This is a genomic window from Sphingomonas sp. JUb134, from assembly GCF_004341505.2.
GTDB lineage: Bacteria > Pseudomonadota > Alphaproteobacteria > Sphingomonadales > Sphingomonadaceae > Sphingomonas.
Window position 1 is genome coordinate 40893 of record NZ_SLYP02000002.1, and the last position, 17685, is coordinate 58577.

Sequence of the window (17685 nt, forward strand, 5' to 3'; positions counted from 1 at the left end):
AGGACTCGTTGATCACAGCCAGAAGATGACGGTGGCAGCGAGGGCGATGGCGGAGAAGAAGGCCGTAGGGCAGCGATCGTAGCGGGTGGCGACGCGGCGCCAGTCTTTGAGGCGGCCGAACATGATCTCGATGCGGCTGCGGCGCCGATAGCGGCGCTTATCGTACCGGACGGGCTCGTTGCGCGACCTGCGGCCTGGGATGCAAGGCTGGATGCCCTTGGCCTGAAGAGCGTCCCTGAACCAGTCGGCGTCGTAGCCGCGGTCGCCGAGCAGCCACTGCGCTTTTGGCAGGTCGTCCAGCAGCGCGGCCGCACCGGTGTAGTCGCTGACCTGACCGGCGGTCATGAAGAAGCTCAAGGGGCGACCGTTCGCGTCGGCGACGGCATGGAGCTTGGTGTTCATGCCGCCTTTCGTGCGTCCGATCAGGCGGCCGAGATCCCCCTTTATGGATGGCTCGCCCCTTATCTGAACCGTTGTTGCTTCACGACAGCGGGTCGTTTGCGGAAGGAGCGAAGGTCATGGACATTTCTGTGCTCGGGATCGATCTTGGCAAGAACAGCTGCAGCGTGGTTGGGCTGGACGCAATTGGCAAGGTTGTCGTCCGCCGACGAATGCGGCGCGAGACAGTCATCACCTACGCGGCGACCTTGCCGGCCTGCGTTGTGGCGATGGAGGCCTGCTGCGGTGCGCATCACATGGGACGTGCCTTGGCGCGACAAGGCCATGCGGTACGATTGATGTCGCCGGAATACGTCCGCCCTTACGTCAAGGCGCAGAAAAACGATGATCGTGATGCCGAGGCGATCGCCGAGGCGGCGACACGGCCGACTATGCGGTTTGTCGAGCTAAAGACCGAGGAGCAACTCGACATGCAGACGCTCCATCGTATCCGTGACCAGCTTGTCGGAGACCGCACCTCCCTGATGAACCAGATCAGGAGCCTCCTCCTCGAACGCGGTTACATCGTCCCACAGGGGCGTGCAAAGCTTGCCCTTCGGCTGGGTGAGATGCTGGATGGTGACGAACCGGTACTCGGCTCCCGCATTCACCGGCTGGTGAGCGACATGCGCCTGCGCTGGAGCGCGCTCGACGAACGGATCGCAGATCTCGATGCCGAGTTCACCGATGCGGCTCGGGCGGATGAACGGACACGGCGATTGCTGACCATTCCCGGCATCGGTGCGCTTAATGCCACTGCGCTGGTGGCAGCGATCGGGGATGCCCGGACCTTCGGGCGCGGGCGCGACCTTGCCGCATGGCTGGGCTTGGTGCCGCGGCAGGCAACGACCGGAGGCAAGCCGCGGTTGCTCGGTATCACCAAACGTGGGAGCCGTTACCTGCGCAAGAACCTGATCCAAGGTGCGCGTGCGTCCCTGCCGGTCATGAGCAAGAGCGATACGCGACTTGGCGCCTGGCTGCGCGGTCTCCTCTCACGTTCTCATCACAACACCGTCGTGGTGGCATTGGCCGCCAAGATGGCGCGTATCGTGTGGGCGCTGCTGCGACACGAGCGCACCTACGATCCGGTTGCACAAGCAGCCTGAACAAGCTCGGCCGGCGCGCCTTGCGCCAGCTAAATGATGTCTGCGGGAGGTGAGTGAAAGATGGCCTGACAGTCGACCGGTGTCCCGGAACCCTATGGCTAAAAATGGCACTCGATGCCGGCCCCTTTATGAGGACCAGGACGCGCGGATCTCCATCTTGGCCAACAACCTCGTGTTGGAAGGCCGGATACGTTTTCGCAGACTGCTCAGAACATCAGACACAAACCGCTTGCCGACGGGGCGAGCCATACGTTTTACCCGCAGGCTCGATGCCGTGCGGTGCGCCTTCAGGTAGGTCGCGTCGATCATCACCGTTTTGGGTTCGGCGCCCACCGCAGCCAGACCTTCCATGATGCGCGTGAACACGCCTGCCTCACCCCAGCGCTTCCAGCGGTTGTACAGCGTCTTGTGCGGGCCGTACGCGCCAGGAGCATCGCGCCAGCGCAGCCCGTTGCGGTTGACGAACACGATGCCGCTCAGCACCCGCCGGTCATCCACTCGAGGCTTGCCGTGGCTCTTCGGAAAGAACGGCCGCAGCCGCTCCATCTGCTCATCCGTTAGCCAAAACAGGTCGCTCATCCCGGTCTCCTCGCGGAGCCTGAATCAGATCGCGACGCTCATATCAATGGGTCCTGACCCTAACGTTCGTGCCGTGTTTCCTGTGGATCTTCCTCGGTGCGCCCTTCATCGAGCGACTGCGCGGTAACGCTGCCGTCGCGGGCGCGCTGTCGGCGATCACCGCGGCGGTCGTGGGCGTCGTACTCAACCTCGCGGTGTGGTTCGCGCTGCATACGCTGTTTCGCGAAACGACGATGGTGGCAGCAGGGCCGTTCCGCTTCGATGCGCCGGTGCTGACCAGCATCGATCCGGCCGCCTTCGTCCTCTCGCTGGGCGCAGCCTACGCGATCTTCATGACGCGGGCGGGGGTCATCACGACCCTGCTGGCGACGTCGGCTGTGGGGCTGGCGCTTTATGGGCTTGGGGTAATCCGATGAATAGCGGAGAGAAGTCGATGGATGCGATCGATCGTCGTGCGGCGCTGGGTCTGGGGATCGCAGCGGGTGCCGCCTCGTTGGGCGGGCCTGTGGCCGCACAAGCTCCTGCCAACCCGGCGCCAGCCTTCACGCCCCGGCCGCTACCGTTCGATGCAGCAACGCTTCCCGGGCTGTCCGCCAAGCTGCTGACCAGCCACCACGACAACAACTATATTGGTGCGGTCAAGCGCCTCGGAGCGATCAAGGCCGAGTTTGCCAGGCTCGACCCGATGACGGCACCGGGCTTCACGCTCAACGGGCTGAAGCGTGAGGAGCTGATCGCCTGGAACTCGATGATCCTGCACGAAATCTATTTCGCGGGCTTGGGCGGTGCTTCGCGGCCGGGCGCACGGCTTTCGCAGGCGATCGAACGCGACTTCGGCAGCCATGCGCGCTGGGCGGCCGAGTTTACCGGCATGGGCAAGGCGCTGGCTGCCGGGTCGGGATGGGTATTGCTCACCTGGAGCGAACGGGACGGGCGTCTGACGAACCAATGGGCTGCCGATCATACGATGACGCTGGCAGGGGGAACGCCGCTTCTGGCGCTCGACATGTACGAACACGCCTATGCGATCGACTATGGCGCGAAGGCCGGCGATTACGTTGATACGTACATGAAGGTGCTGAGCTGGGATGCTGCCAGTCGCCGGTTCGAGCGACTGGCGGCACCGATCTAGGCAAGGACTGGTTCGGCCACCTTGCGGCGTCGCTGAAAACGCGACGCCCATGCGGTGATCGCCGGCAGCACCAGCAGCGTCAGCGCGGTCGACGTGATGAGGCCGCCGATGACGACCGTGGCGAGCGGGCGCTGCACCTCCGCACCCGTGCCGGTGGCGAGCGCCATCGGTACGAAGCCGAGCGACGCAACCAGCGCCGTCATCAGAACCGGACGAACCCGCTCCATCGCACCATCGGCGATAGCCCGATCATCGTCCTCGCCTTCCTCGCGGTGCTTGCGGATCGCGCCCATCATGACGAGGCCGTTGAGGACCGCGACGCCCGACAACGCGATGAACCCGACTGCGGCAGTGATCGAGAAGGGAATGCCGCGCAGCAGCAGGGCGAAGACGCCGCCCGCGAGCGCCATCGGCACCGCGGAGAAGACGATCAGCGCGGGGATGAAGCCGCCAAGCGCCATGTAGAGCAGCGCATAGATCGCCAAGAAGCAGATCGGCACCACCAGCATCAGGCGAAGCCGCGCCGATTGCAGACTCTCGAAGGTGCCGCCCCAACCGGTATACATGCCGGCAGGAAGCGGCATCGCATCAATGCGGGCTTCGGCTTCCTTGACGAAGCCGCCAAGGTCGCGTCCACGCACATTGACCTGAACGGTCATCATGCGCTTGCCGTTCTCGCGGCTGATCTGATTCAACCCTTGCGTATAATTGAACCGCGCCACCTCGCGCAGCGGGATCGAGCGCGCGGTCTGTCCCTCGGGCGTCGGCAGCATGACCGGGATCGCGCCCAGCGTATCGATGTCGTCACGCTGCGCGTCGGGCAGGCGCACCACCACCGAGAAGCGCCGATCGCCCTCGAATAACAGCCCGGCTTCCCGGCCGCCCAGCGCGGCCGAGACGGTGTTCGCCACCTCCTCGACCGAGAGGCCAAGCCGTCCGGCAGCCTGGCGGTCGATCTGCACGTCGAAGGTGGGGGCGCCGTCCGTCTGCTCGACGCTGACGTCGCCCGCGCCCGGGATGGTGCGCACCGCATTGGCGATCTTCTGGGCCTGTGCGGTCATTGCATCGAGGTCGTCGCCATAGAGCTTGATCGCCACGTCGGCGCGGACGCCGGCGATCAGCTCGTTGAAGCGCATCTGGATCGGCTGCTGGATTTCGGTCCGGTTGCCGATGACCCCCTTCATCCGCTCCTCGATGCGGGCGATGATATCCTCCTTGGTCTTTACCTCCGCCGGCCATTCGCTTTCCGGCTTGGGAATGACATAGGTGTCCGACGAGTTGGGCGGCATGGGATCGGTGCCGAGGTCGGCGTTGCCGTTCTTGGAGAAGACCAGCGCCACCTCCGGCAGCGTCTTCAACGCATCCTCGATCCGCATCTGCATCTGCGTCGACTGGTCGATCGAGGCCGAGGGCACGCGGAAGTTGGTGACGGTGATGTCCTTCTCGTCGAGCTGCGGCATGAACTCCTCGCCGAGGAAGCCGAAGCAGAACACCGCCGCGACGAACACGCCGGCACCGGCCGTGATGAAGGGCAACGGTCGGGCGATCGCCTTGCCCAGCAGCGGCGCATACCGCTCCTTGAACCAGCGGATCGGCTTCACCTCCGTTTCGCTGACCCGGCCCTTGATAAGGATCACGATCATCGCCGGCACGAAGGTCAGCGACAGGACGAAGGCGCAGGCCAGCGCGATCATCAGCGTCGTCGCCATCGGCGAGAACGTCTTTCCCTCGACGCCCTGGAACGTGAGCAGCGGGACGAAGACGAGGAAGATGATAAGCTGGCCGAAGACGGTCGGCCGGATCATCTCCTTCGCCGATGCGGCGGTCGTCTCAAGGCGCTCGTCCAGCGTCAGCAGGCGGTTCTCGGCGTGCTGGCGCTCGGCGAGGTGGCGCAGCGCATTCTCGACGATGATGACCGCCCCGTCGACGATCAGGCCGAAGTCGAGCGCGCCCAGGCTCATCAGATTGCCGGATACGCCCAGCGCATTCATGCCCGATGCCGTCATCAGCATCGTGATCGGAATGACCGCGGCGGTGATGAGCGCGGCGCGGACGTTGCCGAGCAACAGGAACAGGACGACGATGACGAGCAACGCGCCCTCGATCAGGTTTTTCTCGACCGTCGCGATCGTCGCGTTGACCAGCTTCGAGCGGTTATAGACGGGTTCGGCGAATACATCGGGCGGCAGCGTCCGGTTGACCTGTTCCAGCTTCTCTCCGACCGCGGTCGCGACGATGCGGCTGTTCTCGCCTACCAGCATCAGCACGGTCGAGATGACCGCCTCCGATCCCATGCGGCTGCCCGACCCGGTGCGGACCGCACCACCGATCATCACTTGCCCGACGTCCTTGACCCGCACGGGCACGCCGTTGCGGGTGGCGACGACCGCCTCCTGGATGTCCTCGATCGACTTCAGGCGGGCATCGGCGCGAACCAGAAAGCTCTCGCCGGCGCGGCGCACATAGTTCGAGCCTGCCGAGACGTTCGCCCGCTCCATCGCATCGGCCAGCTCGGTGATCGAGATGCCGTAGGAGGCGAGCGCATTGAGGTTGGGTTCGATCAGATACTGTTTGACATAACCGCCATTGGAATCGACCCCGGCAACGCCCTTCACGTTGCGCATCTGCGGCCGGATGATCCAGTCCTGCACCGTGCGCAGATAGGCAGCCTTGGCGAGTTCGGTGGTCAGCCGCTCGCCCTCCGGCGTCAGATAGCTGCCGTCCGACTGCCAGCCCGGCTGACCATCGACCGTCTTCACGCCCTTGCCGTCCGGGTGACGGAAGGCGATCGAGTAGAAGAAGATCTCGCCGAGGCCGGTGCTGAGCGGCGCGAGGTTGGGTTGCACGCCTGCCGGCAGGCTGTCCTTCGCCTGGGCGAGCCGTTCCGTGACCTGCGCCCTCGCGAAGTAGATGCTGGTCGCGTCGGTGAAGACCGCCGTCACCTGGCTGAAGCCGTTGCGCGAGAAGGAGCGCGTCATCTCCAGCCCGGGGATGCCCGCCAATGCCGTCTCGACGGGGAACGTCACCTGCTTTTCGACATCGACCGGGCCGAGCGAGGGGACGAAGGTGCTGATCTGCACCTGACGGTTGGTGACGTCTGGCACCGCGTCGATCGGCAGCTTGGTGATCTGCCATGCCCCGAACGCGACGACGACGAGGGTCAGGAACGCGACCAGCCATCGGAGGCGAACCGATGTCGAAAGGATGCGCTCGATCATTCCTCGCCTCCCACGTTCTTTTCGAGTTCGGCCTTGATGAGGAAGGCGTTGGTCGTGGCGATCTGCGTGCCCGCGCTAATACCTTCGGCAACGGCGACCATGCCGCCAGAGCGGTTGGCAATGCGGATAGGCTGCGCCTTGAACCCCTGCGGCGTCCGGACAAACACCACCGTCCTATCGCCCAGCGTCTGCACGGCATCCTGTGGGACCATGACGCCGCCCTTGGTCGCACCGCCGCTGGCCAGGATGCGCGCCTGGACGAGCTGTCCGGGTGCGAGCGTGCTGGTGCCGGCGGTCGGCGTCACCACGATCGTCGCGGTGCGCGACTGCGGATCAACGACGCCTGTTGCGGCACGGACCCGGCCTTCAATGGTGCGGCCATCACTGGTGCTCAGCTCGACCCGATCGCCGGTGCGGACCCGCATGGCATCGGCCGGGGGCACGTTGGCGGTGATCTGGAATCGACGCGGATCGGCGACCCGGAACAGCTCGGTTTCCGCCGCGACATACTGGCCGAGATTGGCAGCAGCAGCAGTCACACGGCCGGCGATCGGGCTGATGATCGCCACGGAGCGTCCGTCGCCGGTAACACGCGCGGCGCCTGCCGCGGCGCTGGCACGGCGCGCGTCGGCCTGAGCCACCGCGAGGTTGGCCTGTGCGGCCTCGTAGTCGGCACGGGGACTGACGCCCTGTGCGAGCAAGGTCCGTTCGCGCGCGAGCTGGCGCTGGGCGAGCGTCACGCGCGCCGATGCCGATGAACGGTCGGCCGCGATCTGCGAGGCGTCCCGGCTTTCGACCAGGGCGAGTGTCTGGCCTGCCCGGACAGGATCGCCGATCCGCGAGAAGATGCGCGTGATCGTCCCCGGTGCGCGGGCCGTCAGCAACGCTTCCGCGTCCGGTGTGGCCTCAACCGTCGCGGAGGCGATGACAGCAGCATCCAGCTCGCCTGAAGCGGCAGGGGCGACGGTGATCTGCGACGTCGCAATAGCTTGCGGCGTGATGACCAGCCTGTCGTTCGACGCTGCCGGTGTGGCGGCTTCTGTCGGGGCCGGTGTCGGAACAGGTGCCTGGGTGAGGCGTGCGACGCCGAAACCGAGCGCGGCAGCCGCGACCAGCCCGATGGCGGCCCCGGCATAGAGACGATGTTTTCCGGTCATTGGACCGCTTCTCCGGTGATGCTGAGGCCCGACAGGCGGGCAAGGTTGGCGCGGGCGTCGAGACGCGCGATGTCGGCGTCGAGGATGACGCCTCGGGCGGCGCCGAGATTGTGACGGGCGGCAAGCAGTTCGATCAGCGGTGCCTTGCCCGCCTCATAGGCGATACGTGCAAGGCGATACGCCTCCTCGGCGGTCCGCATCGTTCGCTGTGCGGCTACCGCGCGCGTATCGGCGGCCTGCACGAGGACGAAAGCGGCCCGCGCGCCGGTCTCCGCTTCGAGCCGCGCCGCTGCGGCGCGGGCTTCGGCTCCCTGAAGATCGGCACGGGCTGCATCGATATTGCCCCGGTTGCGATCGAAGAACGGCAGCGGCACCGATACCCCGGCGACGACGGCGGGGCCGCTGGCGACGCGAAGCTGGCGAACGCCAAGCTGCGCCGTGATGTTGGGAACAGCAAGCCGTTGCTGTACCGTAACGGCTCTTGCAGCTGCCTCCCGTTCCGCTTCCGCGACCTTGACCGTCGTTGCCTGCATCGGATCGACCGGTCCGCTCGACGGTCGCGCGTTCATCCGATCGAGCAGGGATTCCCCAACCCCGGTGAACGTCGTCGGGGAACCTGCCAAGCCTGAAAGCCGCGCGAGCGCCGCTGTCTTCTGGGCACGCGCGACTTCAAGATCGGCTTCGAGGGTCGCGAGTTCGGTTTCCGCCTGAAGCTGGCGCAACCGTGCTTCCTTGCCGGCACCGACAAGGGCGCGAGCGACCTTCAGGTCGGCGGTCGCCTCCTCCACCTCGTCCTCGGCGAGCGCGATCCGGCGTTCCGCTACCTCGGCACTCGCATAGGCGCGCGCCAGTTCAGTGGCGAAGAGCAGACGGCCATCGCGGTTCCGTGCTTGCGCCGCGGCGATGCCCGCCTCCCCGGCCGCGATCCGGGCGGAACGCTTGCCCCCCAGCTCAATCGGCTGATCGATCTGGAAGGTGGTCTGCTGCTGATTGCGCGCGTTGTTCTGCAAGTCGCCGGCGAAGTTCTCGGCGTAGACGTTGATGAAGGGATTGGGCCGCGCGCGCGCCTGTTCGGCAAGGCCTTGCGCGCGGGCCACGTCCGCATCGAGGGCGGTCACGCGCGGAGCCGTCTGCGCCTGACGCAGGAGCTGGGCGAAGGGTGGTGCCGTCTGCGCACCGGCCGTGCCGATGGGGCACAGCATTACGAGCATACCGGCCAGCGCAAGCCTGCGCTGCCGGCGACTGGGGCCGTTCATGATCTTCTTCCTGCAAAGGTGAGCTTGGTGGCGCGGTTGGCGCCGGTGCCGGCTCAGGCTCGTGGAGGTCGAAGAAACTCTGCGGGGTCGATCCCTCCGGGCAGACGAGCGGTGCCGATCATCCATTGCCGGTCGGCAACGAGGATCATCCGCTCGGACGGGAGCGCCCCGTCAAACGCTACCCAATGCCCTGTCGCGTGCGCCAACACATGGATCGGTGCATCGGGATCGGATTTCTCGGGCGTATCGTGGCTATGCTCGATCACTGACGCATGGATCGCATCGTCGTCATGGACGATCGCATTGTGCCACCCCGACAGGCCGATCAGGCCGAGCATGGCGACGAGCGCCAGCACGGCGCCCAGCAGCGCGGATCGAGGATGACGCATAGGCATTCTGCCGAAACTACGCTGACCGCCTGTAACGGACAAGCGCATCACCGGTTCGGCCACTTCGGATGACGGCGATCGATCACGAAAGCATGATCGCCCTTGGCGTGCTCTGCGTGGTGGGGATCGTCGGCGGGTAGATCGGCATGGTCATGCGGAATGACGTCCGGATCATGCGCCGGCCATAGGCGAAGCGCCGCGACGACGCCGATCGCGGACAGCGCCGCCATGCCGACGAAGGCCGCGCTCATGCTGACGCGAGCGCCCAACTGTCCGACGAGCGGATAGCAGATCAGCCAGCACACATGGCTGAGTGCGAACTGCGCCGCGAACAGGGCGGGCCGGTCCTCGGCATTGGCCGATCGGCGAAGAAGTCGTCCGGACGGCGTGAGGCTTGCGGAGTAGGCGACGCCCATGACCAGCCAGCCCGCCAGCAGGACGTGCCAATAGGCAGCGCCCGGCGTCATCGTCGCGCTGATCGCGGCGAGCGCCGCGAGCGTGATCGTCAGCACGGCAGCGGCGACGATCATCACCGTGCGATCGGCGATCCTGTCCAATACCCGCGGCAGGGTCAGCGCCGCGGTGATCGAGCCGCCTCCGAAGGCGGCGAGCGTCAGTGCGACATCGCGCTGGCTCAGGCCCAGGCCCTTCACGATGACGACGGTGTTGACGATGACCATCGCGCTCGCGGCAGCGGCGCTGAGCGTCAGGGCCAGCAGTCCGCGCAGGCGCGGCGTCCTGAGGTAGATGCGCGTTCCCCGCGTCGTTTTGTCGTAAATGCCGCCCTGATCCTCGACTGGTGCGGGCCGGGGCAGGACCGTCGAGACGACGAGCAGCGCCGAAGCGATGAAGCCGATCGCCGTGCCCGAGAACAACCAGTGATAGCTCATCACCGTCAGCAGGCCGGCCGCAAGGATGGGGCTGGTCAGGCTCTCCATGTCATAGGCGAGACGCGACAGCGACAGGGCGCGGGTATAGTCACGCTCATCCGGCAAAACGTCCGCGATGGTCGCCTGAAACGTCGGCGTGAACGCGGCCGACGCCGATTGCAGGACGAAGATCAGGACATAGACCTGCCAGACCTGGTTCACGAACGGCAGGCAGATCGCCACGGCCGCGCGGATCGCATCCATGCTGACAAGCAACGCCCGCCGGGGTACGCGGTTGGCGAACGCTCCGGCGATCGGGGCGACGCCGATATAGGCGACCATCTTGATCGCGAGCGCCGTGCCCAGCACGGCCCCGGCGCTGCCACCAGCGATGTCATAAGCCAGCAGTCCCAGCGCAACGGTCGCAAGTCCCGTCCCGATCAATGCGATGATCTGGGCGAGAAACAGATGACGGTAAGTCCGGTTTGCCAGGACGCTGAGCATGGACGCCTCATATCCCCCTAGGGGGATGCCGTCTATCCCCCTGGGGGGATACTCGACAACATCGGTGCCGGCATCCTACATTGAGGGCATGTCTCATAACGCGCACTCCAGCCACCCGGCGATCATCAAGCGCCTGAACCGCGCAGCGGGTCATCTGCGCAGCATCGTCGGGATGATCGAGGAAGAGCGGCCATGCGTCGACATCGCCCAGCAGCTCCAGGCCGTCGAAAGCGCGATTGCCAGCGCCAAGCGCGCGCTCATCAACGACCATATTGACCACTGCCTCGTTCATGCCGAGGAAGGTGAAGGGACGAAGGTTGCGGTCGAGCAGTTTCGGGCGATTTCGAAATACTGGTGACGCGGCACTCCGCTTTCCCGATTGGGAAGGTCGCGTGGGACGGCTGACGGCGGGAAGGCGCGCTCGATGGCAACGAGGGCGCCATTTTCCCGAAATGTGTTCCCGATTGGCTTTTCCCGAAACTGCCCGGTGCAGATGGAGAAACGGGACAACCTATGGCCGTCTGATCGACCTCCCCTTGGCGGTCGAAGCTGTTGGCAGATAACGTGAGTGCGACGCCTCGTTTGCGAGCAGCGCCGGATGATGGCGAGCACATTGGCAGCTAATTCGAGCACGGTGCCACGCGCCAGTGGCAGATAGCGTGAGCAGGAAATAGCGCTGTTGGCGAGCAGACACCGCTACGATTGCAAGCCCCTACAAATATCCGTCCCAATCCGGGTGACATGCCCGAGAAGGCGACGTTCATCCCGAAGCCCTTCTCGGCTGCGATCGTCCACGAGCACCTCCGCAGGACGCTGCCTGACGGCAAGAAGCCCGCGCCGCTGAAGAATGCGGTGACGACGCCGGTTCAGCCGGGAGCCTGAGCCACCCCTGCCGAGGCGAGCAACTGCGCGTCGGTCGCGTCGCGGTTGTCGATCCACCATTTGGCGTCCGCGATGCCGAGCAGCGCCGCGCCGGTTTCGACGCTATCGAGAGGTTGATCCTTGCGCAGCAAGGCGATCCGTTTCGCGCGAATGGTCGTTGCCCAGCTGACCTGTCGTTCCGAGCCGTTGAGCGGCGCCAGCGACAGATGGGCAACGGCTTGTTGCGAGGCCGCGGCGTCGCGCTCGTTCTCTTCCTGGCGCTGCTTGCGGTAGCACGCGCCGCAGACCGTCGTGCGCAGCCAGGTGGCCTTGCGCTCCTGCTGCGACGCGAACCCGGCAATGAAATGGGTTTGCTCATGGCCGCAGGTGTGGGTGATGCGATGGTCCATGACGTTCAGCCTGTCATATGGGCCGGATTTGTTCCAGCGGGATTGAGTCGAGCCGTTCGGTTCCGGCGACCGATGCTCGCGGCATGAAGATGGCGATCACGACCCGAGTGGGCTGCTCATCACCAGCACGGTCGCGCGCGCGATCGGCGCCGGCGCTACGCCGGCTCTGAAGGGGGCGACCGCCCCCCACCGCAGCGACTTGGCGACGGGGCGATAGCTGACCGGATGGATGCCATCCCGGCTCGGTTGCGCCCGCAGCGGGATGACGGTGTCGCCGAAACGTGCCGCGATCGACGTGACAATGGATGACGCGCGCAGGTCGTAGGGGGCAAGCCAGGCCACCTTGACGGCGGTGGTTCGCCGCCTGAGCGCAAGAAGGTTGGTTGGGAGCGCCGGACTGGCGGCATCGTTCGACCCGAGTGCGATGAGGGCGACGGTGGCGGCCGAAGCGCCCCTCACCCGCCGCTCGATCTCGGCCGAACCGGCACCCACGCGCGCATGAACCTCGCAGCGTATGCCCTGTGCTGCCAATGCCTGCGCCGTGCCGACCGCGGTGCTGTCGCCCAGGATCAGGCAGAAGGGAATCATGGCCGACCAGCCTGATGGGCAAGCGGTTTTCGTGGAGTGGTCATGTCGCCGTAGGCAAGTAGCCCGAAGATGGCGACAGCACAGCCGGCGATGCCGAACGCTGCGCGTGCCAGCCCGATCAGCCGCGCCTTGCGACCCTTGCGAAGGTGGTTCCACCCTCGATCGAGCGAGGTACGCCAGGACAGCCAGCCATCGCCGATATCGCTCGCGCCGAACATCGCGATGGGGATCGCGACGGCCAGCATGATATGCCGGATGTCGGCGCGGGCGATCACGATGGCGAGAAAGGTCGCGACCAGAATGAACAGCGCGATGGCGTTGATGACGCTGTAGAGCGGGCGCAGCCGAAAGATCCGACGCGAGGGCGCAGCGAGGTAGCGCACGATCGGACGGCGGCAGGTGTCGCAGACCAGCATGTGCTGCCCCAGCGGCCAGCGGCGCATCGCCTCATGGCAATACGGGCATTCGGGCCGGGGCAGGCTGATCATATTCATGCGACGTGGCCGACCCTGATCGCATCGGGAAGTGCAGCCCGGATCACGTCGGCGACGTCGGGCACGCAGATCCAGTTGGAGAATCTCGGGTTCCAGATCGCCTTGCCCTTGCACAACGCGGAAAGAACCTCCCTGCCGATCTCATCGTCGCGCGCGGCCCTGAATGCGATGCGGCCATCTGGCAGTGTCCGCTCGACGATCCCGGCGCATACCTCGATAGGTGCGCCCGCCTTGACGGGAACCGCCTTGGCAGGGGGCGATACCTCCAAAACGGTGCATTCAACCGCTACCGATGTGGAGGGACTTTGCGCCGGATGAACAGTGACAGGCTCTGCCTCGACGTACGGCGGCAATTCCGGCACAGACGCGGCCTGGACGATGGGCATGTTGATCGGCCCAGACGGGTCGCCGGTATGAGACGTATCGGCGGCGTCCGTGCTGTCAGGAACGATGCCGAGGCGGGTATAGATATCGCCCTCCTGGACATGGTCGGCGATGAGCTGGTCGGCGATCTCGACCATCTGCGCGGCGGTGACGCCGGTCGAAAACATTCGTCCCAGGGGCGATGACCCGCCGAACGGCACCCAGGCTTTGTAAAGGTTGTCGCATTTGTAGATCGGCTCGTCGCTGCCGATTTTGGAACGGTCGATCATCGCGGTGGGCGGAACGGACACGAATACGCCGACCTCCGCGAACGCCCTGTCATGCCCTTTTCGCTTCAGCCACGCCTGCAGCACCTTGCGTTGTCGTTTGGCCTGTTCGACCGGATTGGGGATGTTCTGCGGCTGACGTTGCGAGCGATACCAGACCATCCATTCGCCATGCTCGTTCTTCGAGATCCGGCCAGAGTAGTTCTTGGATTCGAAGATCGAGGCGGTGCGCGACGCCCGCGACAGCAGGATATGATCGAACTGCGCGAACCCGCCCTGCCCGTCCGGCAGGCGCAGATCGTGGATAAGCAGGTTGCGGTCGTTGTCAGGCCCGAATTGGTGATCGAGCATATAGGCGGTCTCGCGCTCGCCCCGCATCCCCTGGCGATGGTTCCGCACCGTCGATCGCACGCGCTCGGGGAGAGCCGCGAACTCGTCGGACGCCATCACTTCGTCGGCAAATGCGATCTCGGCCGCGCGGGTCGATTTCTTGCGGATCATCGTTTCGGCGTTCCCGGATTTGGCTGCGGCAGCGGTTGAACCGCCTGCGCCGGTAGCGGCGCGGAGGCGGGAGGCACCATTGCGGGCGGCTTGGCCGGCACCAGCCTCGCCTCGAGCCGTGGCCGTGCATCCTCGATCAGCTTGCGGAACGCATCGAGCGTCGCCAGCGTGGTGATCTTGCCGATGTCGGTCGAGGCGTAGCTTCCACCGAGCGCACCCACGCCAAGGCCGAGCAACAGCCCACCGCCCACGACGCCGATATCCTTCTTGCGCGCCGACCCGCTGGCGACCGCTTCCTGGATGCCGGTGTTCACGTCGACCAGCGTCATCAGCACCTGGCTTTCGAGTGTCTTCGACTTGAGCCCGACCGCCCCGCCGAACACACCGCCGACCCCGCCCCCGCTCTCACGCGACTTGGCGTCGGAATAGACCACCTTCACCTCGATCAGATAATCCGCCTTGGTGACAGGCCGGGTTGTGGCAGTCCCGCCATTGATCGCGCGTTCGCGTTCGAGCGCGCTGAACGCCTCGCCGCGATCGGCGACGCGGAAGCAATTGGATCGCGCGATCATCAGCTTGACCAGTGGCAGCGCGTCGACGCGCGCGGTCGAACCGCCGTTCTGCATCTCCGCCATGCGCATGAGCGCCTGCAGTTGCGGCGACAGGCCATCGGCCGGGTTGGCGGCCTTCTCCTCAACCAGCGCGGCAACGCCGAGCGGCACCTGGCATTGCGGCACGGCGGTCGTCTCGTCGACGCCGGTGCCGCCCTGCCCCAGCTTCTGGGCGTGGGCCATTGAAGGTGTGACGGCCGCGAGCGCGGCCGTCACGACGAGCATGCGGGTGCGATCAAGCACCGGCGCCCGCCTTCTTCGCATGCGCTGCGGGATCGCAGATCCCGGCACGCTCCTCGTCCGCCGCAACTTTCTTCGCGGCTTCGTCACAGTCCTTGCAGTCGGGACAGTCCGCGCAGTCCTTGCATTTGCCGTTGTGAAGCGCGTGCGCGCGATAGCGCGCCTTCTTCGCCTCGACCTCGCGCGCGGCATCGGTGCCGGCATGACTTCCGGCGAAGCTCGCCATCGCGAGCAGGACCGGCGCCGACGACTGCGCGCTGGCGGCCGACGGCAAGGCCACGGAGAGGGCGGCAAGCCCCAGCGCGGCGATCATCTTCAGTTTCATCGTGTGTACTCCTTCCCTGGCCGTTTTCAGAAGAAACCGTTGCGTCGGCCGTCGCGACGGTCATCGTGGCGGGCGCTGCTGTCGCCCAGCGCCGAGCGCCGGACCTCCAGCTCAACCCCGTCCCCCTTGCGGCGAATGCGGACATCCTGCGGGGCGATGTTGTTGCGCTTCGCCCAGCGGTCTGCGTCGGCATCCGAGCCGAACTCGCCCATTTCCTCGAAATCCCAGTTGCTCATGTCTCCTGTCCCGGTTGATCGCCGTGCCGGCGCGCGGGGGCCGGTCCTGGCGGTGCGATGCGAAATCCCCGCGCGTGGATGAAGGACAGTGTCACTGGATCGAGGCCGGTTTGGCGGCGATGCGCCGGACCACGAGATTGCTGTCGGCCCCCAGACGAAGATCGAGCGTGTGCCCGACCCGTCGCGTGAACAGCATCACGCCGGCAACCTCGTCGTGCAGCGTGCCCTTGCCGAAGAAGGTCCGAGAATCTGCCCATTCGCGGCCGTGGATGAAGCGGACGCGATATTGGCCGAGCGGGGCTGGCACGGTGACACGCTCGAAGGCGCGGACATAGACCGACAGCCGGTTCTTCGCCGTCGCCGGATCGAGCAGCTGGACGATGCTATTGTCTGCCGCACCCTGAATGGTCAGGTGGCTTCTGACGGTTCGCAGGTCGACGCTGGAGGAGACGGCGACCGTTCCCGATTCCGGAAAACCGGTGTTCGTCCCCACGATTGACGCGAACAGGCTGGAGGTTGCGCGCTTGATCTGGCCCTGCCCGGCCCAGGCCGCAAGGACCAGTGCGATGGCAACACCGACGCCCAGCGCCTGCCAGTAAGGGGCCGGCGTGAAGCGCGGGCGGGGCCGCCATCGACCGCGCTGATAATCGTGGCCCCTGTTCCTGGCTTCGAACCACGACCCTTTCGATCCGCCAGATATCCAGCTCGCGCTCCCCAGCGGCACCGATTTCCTGAACCCGAAGCGGTTCAGCTCGACCCGTGCCTTGCGATCGTTCCATTGCGTCGCACCGGGATCGAGCCCCTGCCGCTTGCGGTAGCGATCGCGCATATAGTCGCGATCATCGATGCCCATCGACCACCTCCATCGACTGCGAGGGGAGAGCCAGGGGAAACACGTCCATTCTGGACAGCATCGCGTGATCGCGCAGCGAGGCCTCGACGGCGACAACCTCGCTCGAAGTCAGTCCAGGTTCGCGTCGTACGAACAGGATGGTCGACGCCGATCCTGCCAGCCAGCGCGCGATGGAGATCCTGGGCATCAGCCGGTCGTGGTCGGCGAAAGCGTGGGTCGCTCGTCGCACGCCGGCCAGCACGGTCATTCCCCAACGCAGGGCGTGACCGTTTCCAGAATCGTGTCCCGCCGCCTCTGCGACGGCTTCCGGCGGGAGATCCCGTATCAGATCGCGGACGGCCGAAAGGGTCGCACCAGGTTCATCGCCGGCATGCTGGATCGCGCGGAGCAGCACATAGCGCGAAGCGCAGGTGTAGCCCGAGCAAACGTCAGGATCGTCGGGAAGGAACGCTTCGATCGCGGACGAGCGTGCATAGTCGCTCGGATGGTCTGCGAAGAAGTCCCAGTTGCCGCGCGCGGGGTCGATCAGCTGGTCGCGGACCTGGTCGGCGAGTTCGGCGATCGCGTCGCCATCGCCGAATACCGCGAGCCGGCCCCCGTCACCGGCGCGGACCGCTTCAAGCGCCGCTGCCGTCAGATCCGCGGTTTCGGCGATCGTGAGGGTCGCGTGCGTCGGCTCGGGTTGGCGCCGGAAGCGAAAAGGGAAACTACCGTCCACCGGGCGTACCTTGGGTTGCGGGCGGAACGAAAATTCCACCATCGGTGTGGAGCGACGCGCTGACGATTCCGCATCCGACCGCCCAGGCGAAGGTGAAAGCCGCCACCACGGCCGCCAGGAGCCCCGCCTGACGCAGCCGGCGCGTCAGGGGGACGAGCACGCGCGGCGCGGTTGACCGTGGCTCCACGGGCTTCCTGCGGGCCTGTTGGAGATGCTCGGACGCGCCCTCGATCGCGTCGCAGGGCGGCGTGTCGAGCCGCGAGGTCCGACCGATGCGGGGAGGCCCGTGCATATAGTCGCGGTCGGCGAGGCTCATCGTGCTGGCTCGGACCGGACCCGGAGGGCACGCAGCGCGCGGGTGAGCGGCAGGAGTAAGACGTAGGTCAGGCCGAAAATCGCGGCCATCGCAAGCGTTTCGCCGCCCCAGTCGAGCGCATCGTCGCGCCGCGCGAGCTGGCTGCATTGCGTGAGCGTATGAGTGTCGAGGTCGCAGGCGTGCCAGTGCTTGGTGGCGATCACCTGGTCCCAGGTCGGTGGTGATGTGGTCATG

General features: G+C 66.0%; 20 protein-coding genes and 3 pseudogenes. 5 read left to right on the forward strand and 18 right to left on the reverse strand.

Features of this window, described 5'->3' with window-relative positions; translation table 11 throughout:
• Nucleotides 1-12: 12 nt before the first annotated feature.
• Nucleotides 13-444, reverse strand: a pseudogene (locus tag EDF69_RS16405) (IS5 family transposase); the annotation flags it as partial.
• A 74-nt stretch (nt 445-518) separates the two neighbouring features.
• Here EDF69_RS16405 and EDF69_RS16410 point away from each other — a divergent pair.
• Nucleotides 519-1544 carry an IS110 family transposase gene (locus EDF69_RS16410; RefSeq protein WP_132884636.1) on the forward strand — a complete coding sequence of 342 codons (1026 nt, stop codon included), beginning with the start codon at nt 519-521 and terminating at the stop codon, nt 1542-1544.
• A gap of 240 nt (nt 1545-1784) precedes the next feature.
• Here the strand turns inward: EDF69_RS16410 and EDF69_RS16415 are convergent.
• Nucleotides 1785-2123, reverse strand: a pseudogene (locus EDF69_RS16415) (transposase); the annotation flags it as partial.
• Between the two features lie 59 nt (nt 2124-2182).
• Here EDF69_RS16415 and EDF69_RS16420 point away from each other — a divergent pair.
• Nucleotides 2183-2539, forward strand: a pseudogene (locus EDF69_RS16420) (chromate transporter); the annotation flags it as partial.
• The gene (locus EDF69_RS16425) at nt 2536-3255 is read left to right on the forward strand and encodes a superoxide dismutase (protein WP_239556174.1); all 720 of its coding nucleotides are present in this window, start codon (nt 2536-2538) and stop codon (nt 3253-3255) included. The pseudogene EDF69_RS16420 and the gene EDF69_RS16425, both read left to right, overlap by 4 nt.
• Here the strand turns inward: EDF69_RS16425 and EDF69_RS16430 are convergent.
• Genes EDF69_RS16430 through EDF69_RS16450 form a run of 5 tightly spaced genes read right to left on the reverse strand, consistent with a single transcriptional unit; the run spans nt 3252 to nt 10648 of the window.
• The gene (locus tag EDF69_RS16430) at nt 3252-6473 is read right to left on the reverse strand and encodes an efflux RND transporter permease subunit (protein WP_116463010.1); all 3222 of its coding nucleotides are present in this window, start codon (nt 6471-6473) and stop codon (nt 3252-3254) included. The genes EDF69_RS16425 and EDF69_RS16430 overlap by 4 nt on opposite strands.
• Complete coding sequence (locus tag EDF69_RS16435) at nt 6470-7630, reverse strand: efflux RND transporter periplasmic adaptor subunit (RefSeq protein ID WP_116463009.1); 1161 nt, start codon at nt 7628-7630, stop codon at nt 6470-6472. Before EDF69_RS16435 ends, EDF69_RS16430 begins: the two co-directional genes overlap by 4 nt.
• A complete protein-coding gene (locus EDF69_RS16440) occupies nt 7627-8886 on the reverse strand; it encodes a TolC family protein (RefSeq protein ID WP_116463008.1) in 1260 nt (419 codons plus the stop codon). The genes EDF69_RS16435 and EDF69_RS16440 overlap by 4 nt, the downstream gene beginning before the upstream one ends.
• A gap of 53 nt (nt 8887-8939) precedes the next feature.
• Nucleotides 8940-9275: a hypothetical protein gene (locus tag EDF69_RS16445; RefSeq protein ID WP_126013726.1), complete on the reverse strand. Its 336-nt coding sequence runs from the start codon at nt 9273-9275 to the stop codon at nt 8940-8942.
• 47 nt (nt 9276-9322) lie between these two features.
• Complete coding sequence (locus tag EDF69_RS16450) at nt 9323-10648, reverse strand: MFS transporter (RefSeq protein ID WP_116463006.1); 1326 nt, start codon at nt 10646-10648, stop codon at nt 9323-9325.
• Here EDF69_RS16450 and EDF69_RS16455 point away from each other — a divergent pair.
• Entirely contained in the window at nt 10647-11006 is a 360-nt protein-coding gene (locus tag EDF69_RS16455; RefSeq protein WP_425336680.1) for a metal-sensing transcriptional repressor, read from the forward strand. The two genes, EDF69_RS16450 and EDF69_RS16455, sit on opposite strands and share 2 nt — an antisense overlap.
• A 383-nt stretch (nt 11007-11389) precedes the next feature.
• Entirely contained in the window at nt 11390-11530 is a 141-nt protein-coding gene (locus EDF69_RS16460) for a hypothetical protein (RefSeq protein ID WP_231372554.1), read from the forward strand.
• Here EDF69_RS16460 and EDF69_RS16465 read toward each other — a convergent pair.
• The 11 genes from EDF69_RS16465 to EDF69_RS16515 form a co-directional block, all read right to left on the reverse strand.
• A complete protein-coding gene (locus tag EDF69_RS16465; protein WP_010409157.1) occupies nt 11515-11919 on the reverse strand; it encodes a hypothetical protein in 405 nt (134 codons plus the stop codon). The two genes, EDF69_RS16460 and EDF69_RS16465, sit on opposite strands and share 16 nt — an antisense overlap.
• 96 nt (nt 11920-12015) lie before the next feature.
• Nucleotides 12016-12507, reverse strand: coding sequence for a hypothetical protein (locus EDF69_RS16470; protein ID WP_010409155.1), 492 nt, complete (start codon nt 12505-12507; stop codon nt 12016-12018).
• On the reverse strand, nt 12504-13001 hold the full coding sequence (locus EDF69_RS16475) for a hypothetical protein (RefSeq protein ID WP_010409153.1): 498 nt from the start codon (nt 12999-13001) through the stop codon (nt 12504-12506). The genes EDF69_RS16470 and EDF69_RS16475 overlap by 4 nt, the downstream gene beginning before the upstream one ends.
• Nucleotides 12998-14152, reverse strand: a complete 1155-nt coding sequence (locus EDF69_RS16480) for a nuclease-related domain-containing protein (protein WP_010409151.1) — start codon at nt 14150-14152, stop codon at nt 12998-13000. Before EDF69_RS16480 ends, EDF69_RS16475 begins: the two co-directional genes overlap by 4 nt.
• Nucleotides 14149-15006, reverse strand: coding sequence for a CsgG/HfaB family protein (locus tag EDF69_RS16485; protein WP_010409149.1), 858 nt, complete (start codon nt 15004-15006; stop codon nt 14149-14151). The genes EDF69_RS16480 and EDF69_RS16485 overlap by 4 nt, the downstream gene beginning before the upstream one ends.
• Nucleotides 14999-15316 carry a hypothetical protein gene (locus tag EDF69_RS16490; protein WP_131818623.1) on the reverse strand — a complete coding sequence of 106 codons (318 nt, stop codon included), beginning with the start codon at nt 15314-15316 and terminating at the stop codon, nt 14999-15001. The genes EDF69_RS16485 and EDF69_RS16490 overlap by 8 nt, the downstream gene beginning before the upstream one ends.
• Before the next feature lie 38 nt (nt 15317-15354).
• Complete coding sequence (locus EDF69_RS16495) at nt 15355-15564, reverse strand: hypothetical protein (protein WP_010409146.1); 210 nt, start codon at nt 15562-15564, stop codon at nt 15355-15357.
• A 91-nt stretch (nt 15565-15655) separates the two neighbouring features.
• A complete protein-coding gene (locus EDF69_RS16500; RefSeq protein ID WP_010409145.1) occupies nt 15656-16417 on the reverse strand; it encodes a hypothetical protein in 762 nt (253 codons plus the stop codon).
• The gene (locus EDF69_RS16505) at nt 16404-17135 is read right to left on the reverse strand and encodes a type IV secretion protein (protein WP_035386407.1); all 732 of its coding nucleotides are present in this window, start codon (nt 17133-17135) and stop codon (nt 16404-16406) included. The genes EDF69_RS16500 and EDF69_RS16505 overlap by 14 nt, the downstream gene beginning before the upstream one ends.
• Nucleotides 17125-17451: a hypothetical protein gene (locus EDF69_RS16510; RefSeq protein ID WP_132884036.1), complete on the reverse strand. Its 327-nt coding sequence runs from the start codon at nt 17449-17451 to the stop codon at nt 17125-17127. The genes EDF69_RS16505 and EDF69_RS16510 overlap by 11 nt, the downstream gene beginning before the upstream one ends.
• A complete protein-coding gene (locus EDF69_RS16515) occupies nt 17448-17684 on the reverse strand; it encodes a hypothetical protein (RefSeq protein ID WP_033967468.1) in 237 nt (78 codons plus the stop codon). Before EDF69_RS16515 ends, EDF69_RS16510 begins: the two co-directional genes overlap by 4 nt.
• Nucleotide 17685: the final 1 nt, after the last annotated feature.

Coding starts and splice junctions, on each gene's coding strand:
- EDF69_RS16410 (WP_132884636.1), top strand. CDS start 519: ATGGACATTTCTGTGCTCGGGATCGATCTTGGCAAGAACAGCTGCAGC.
- EDF69_RS16425 (WP_239556174.1), top strand. CDS start 2,536: ATGAATAGCGGAGAGAAGTCGATGGATGCGATCGATCGTCGTGCGGCG.
- EDF69_RS16430 (WP_116463010.1), bottom strand. CDS start 6,473: ATGATCGAGCGCATCCTTTCGACATCGGTTCGCCTCCGATGGCTGGTC.
- EDF69_RS16435 (WP_116463009.1), bottom strand. CDS start 7,630: ATGACCGGAAAACATCGTCTCTATGCCGGGGCCGCCATCGGGCTGGTC.
- EDF69_RS16440 (WP_116463008.1), bottom strand. CDS start 8,886: ATGAACGGCCCCAGTCGCCGGCAGCGCAGGCTTGCGCTGGCCGGTATG.
- EDF69_RS16445 (WP_126013726.1), bottom strand. CDS start 9,275: ATGCGTCATCCTCGATCCGCGCTGCTGGGCGCCGTGCTGGCGCTCGTC.
- EDF69_RS16455 (WP_425336680.1), top strand. CDS start 10,647: ATGGACGCCTCATATCCCCCTAGGGGGATGCCGTCTATCCCCCTGGGG.
- EDF69_RS16450 (WP_116463006.1), bottom strand. CDS start 10,648: ATGCTCAGCGTCCTGGCAAACCGGACTTACCGTCATCTGTTTCTCGCC.
- EDF69_RS16460 (WP_231372554.1), top strand. CDS start 11,390: ATGCCCGAGAAGGCGACGTTCATCCCGAAGCCCTTCTCGGCTGCGATC.
- EDF69_RS16465 (WP_010409157.1), bottom strand. CDS start 11,919: ATGGACCATCGCATCACCCACACCTGCGGCCATGAGCAAACCCATTTC.
- EDF69_RS16470 (WP_010409155.1), bottom strand. CDS start 12,507: ATGATTCCCTTCTGCCTGATCCTGGGCGACAGCACCGCGGTCGGCACG.
- EDF69_RS16475 (WP_010409153.1), bottom strand. CDS start 13,001: ATGAATATGATCAGCCTGCCCCGGCCCGAATGCCCGTATTGCCATGAG.
- EDF69_RS16480 (WP_010409151.1), bottom strand. CDS start 14,152: ATGATCCGCAAGAAATCGACCCGCGCGGCCGAGATCGCATTTGCCGAC.
- EDF69_RS16490 (WP_131818623.1), bottom strand. CDS start 15,316: ATGATCGCCGCGCTGGGGCTTGCCGCCCTCTCCGTGGCCTTGCCGTCG.
- EDF69_RS16495 (WP_010409146.1), bottom strand. CDS start 15,564: ATGAGCAACTGGGATTTCGAGGAAATGGGCGAGTTCGGCTCGGATGCC.
- EDF69_RS16500 (WP_010409145.1), bottom strand. CDS start 16,417: ATGGGCATCGATGATCGCGACTATATGCGCGATCGCTACCGCAAGCGG.
- EDF69_RS16510 (WP_132884036.1), bottom strand. CDS start 17,451: ATGAGCCTCGCCGACCGCGACTATATGCACGGGCCTCCCCGCATCGGT.
- EDF69_RS16515 (WP_033967468.1), bottom strand. CDS start 17,684: ATGACCACATCACCACCGACCTGGGACCAGGTGATCGCCACCAAGCAC.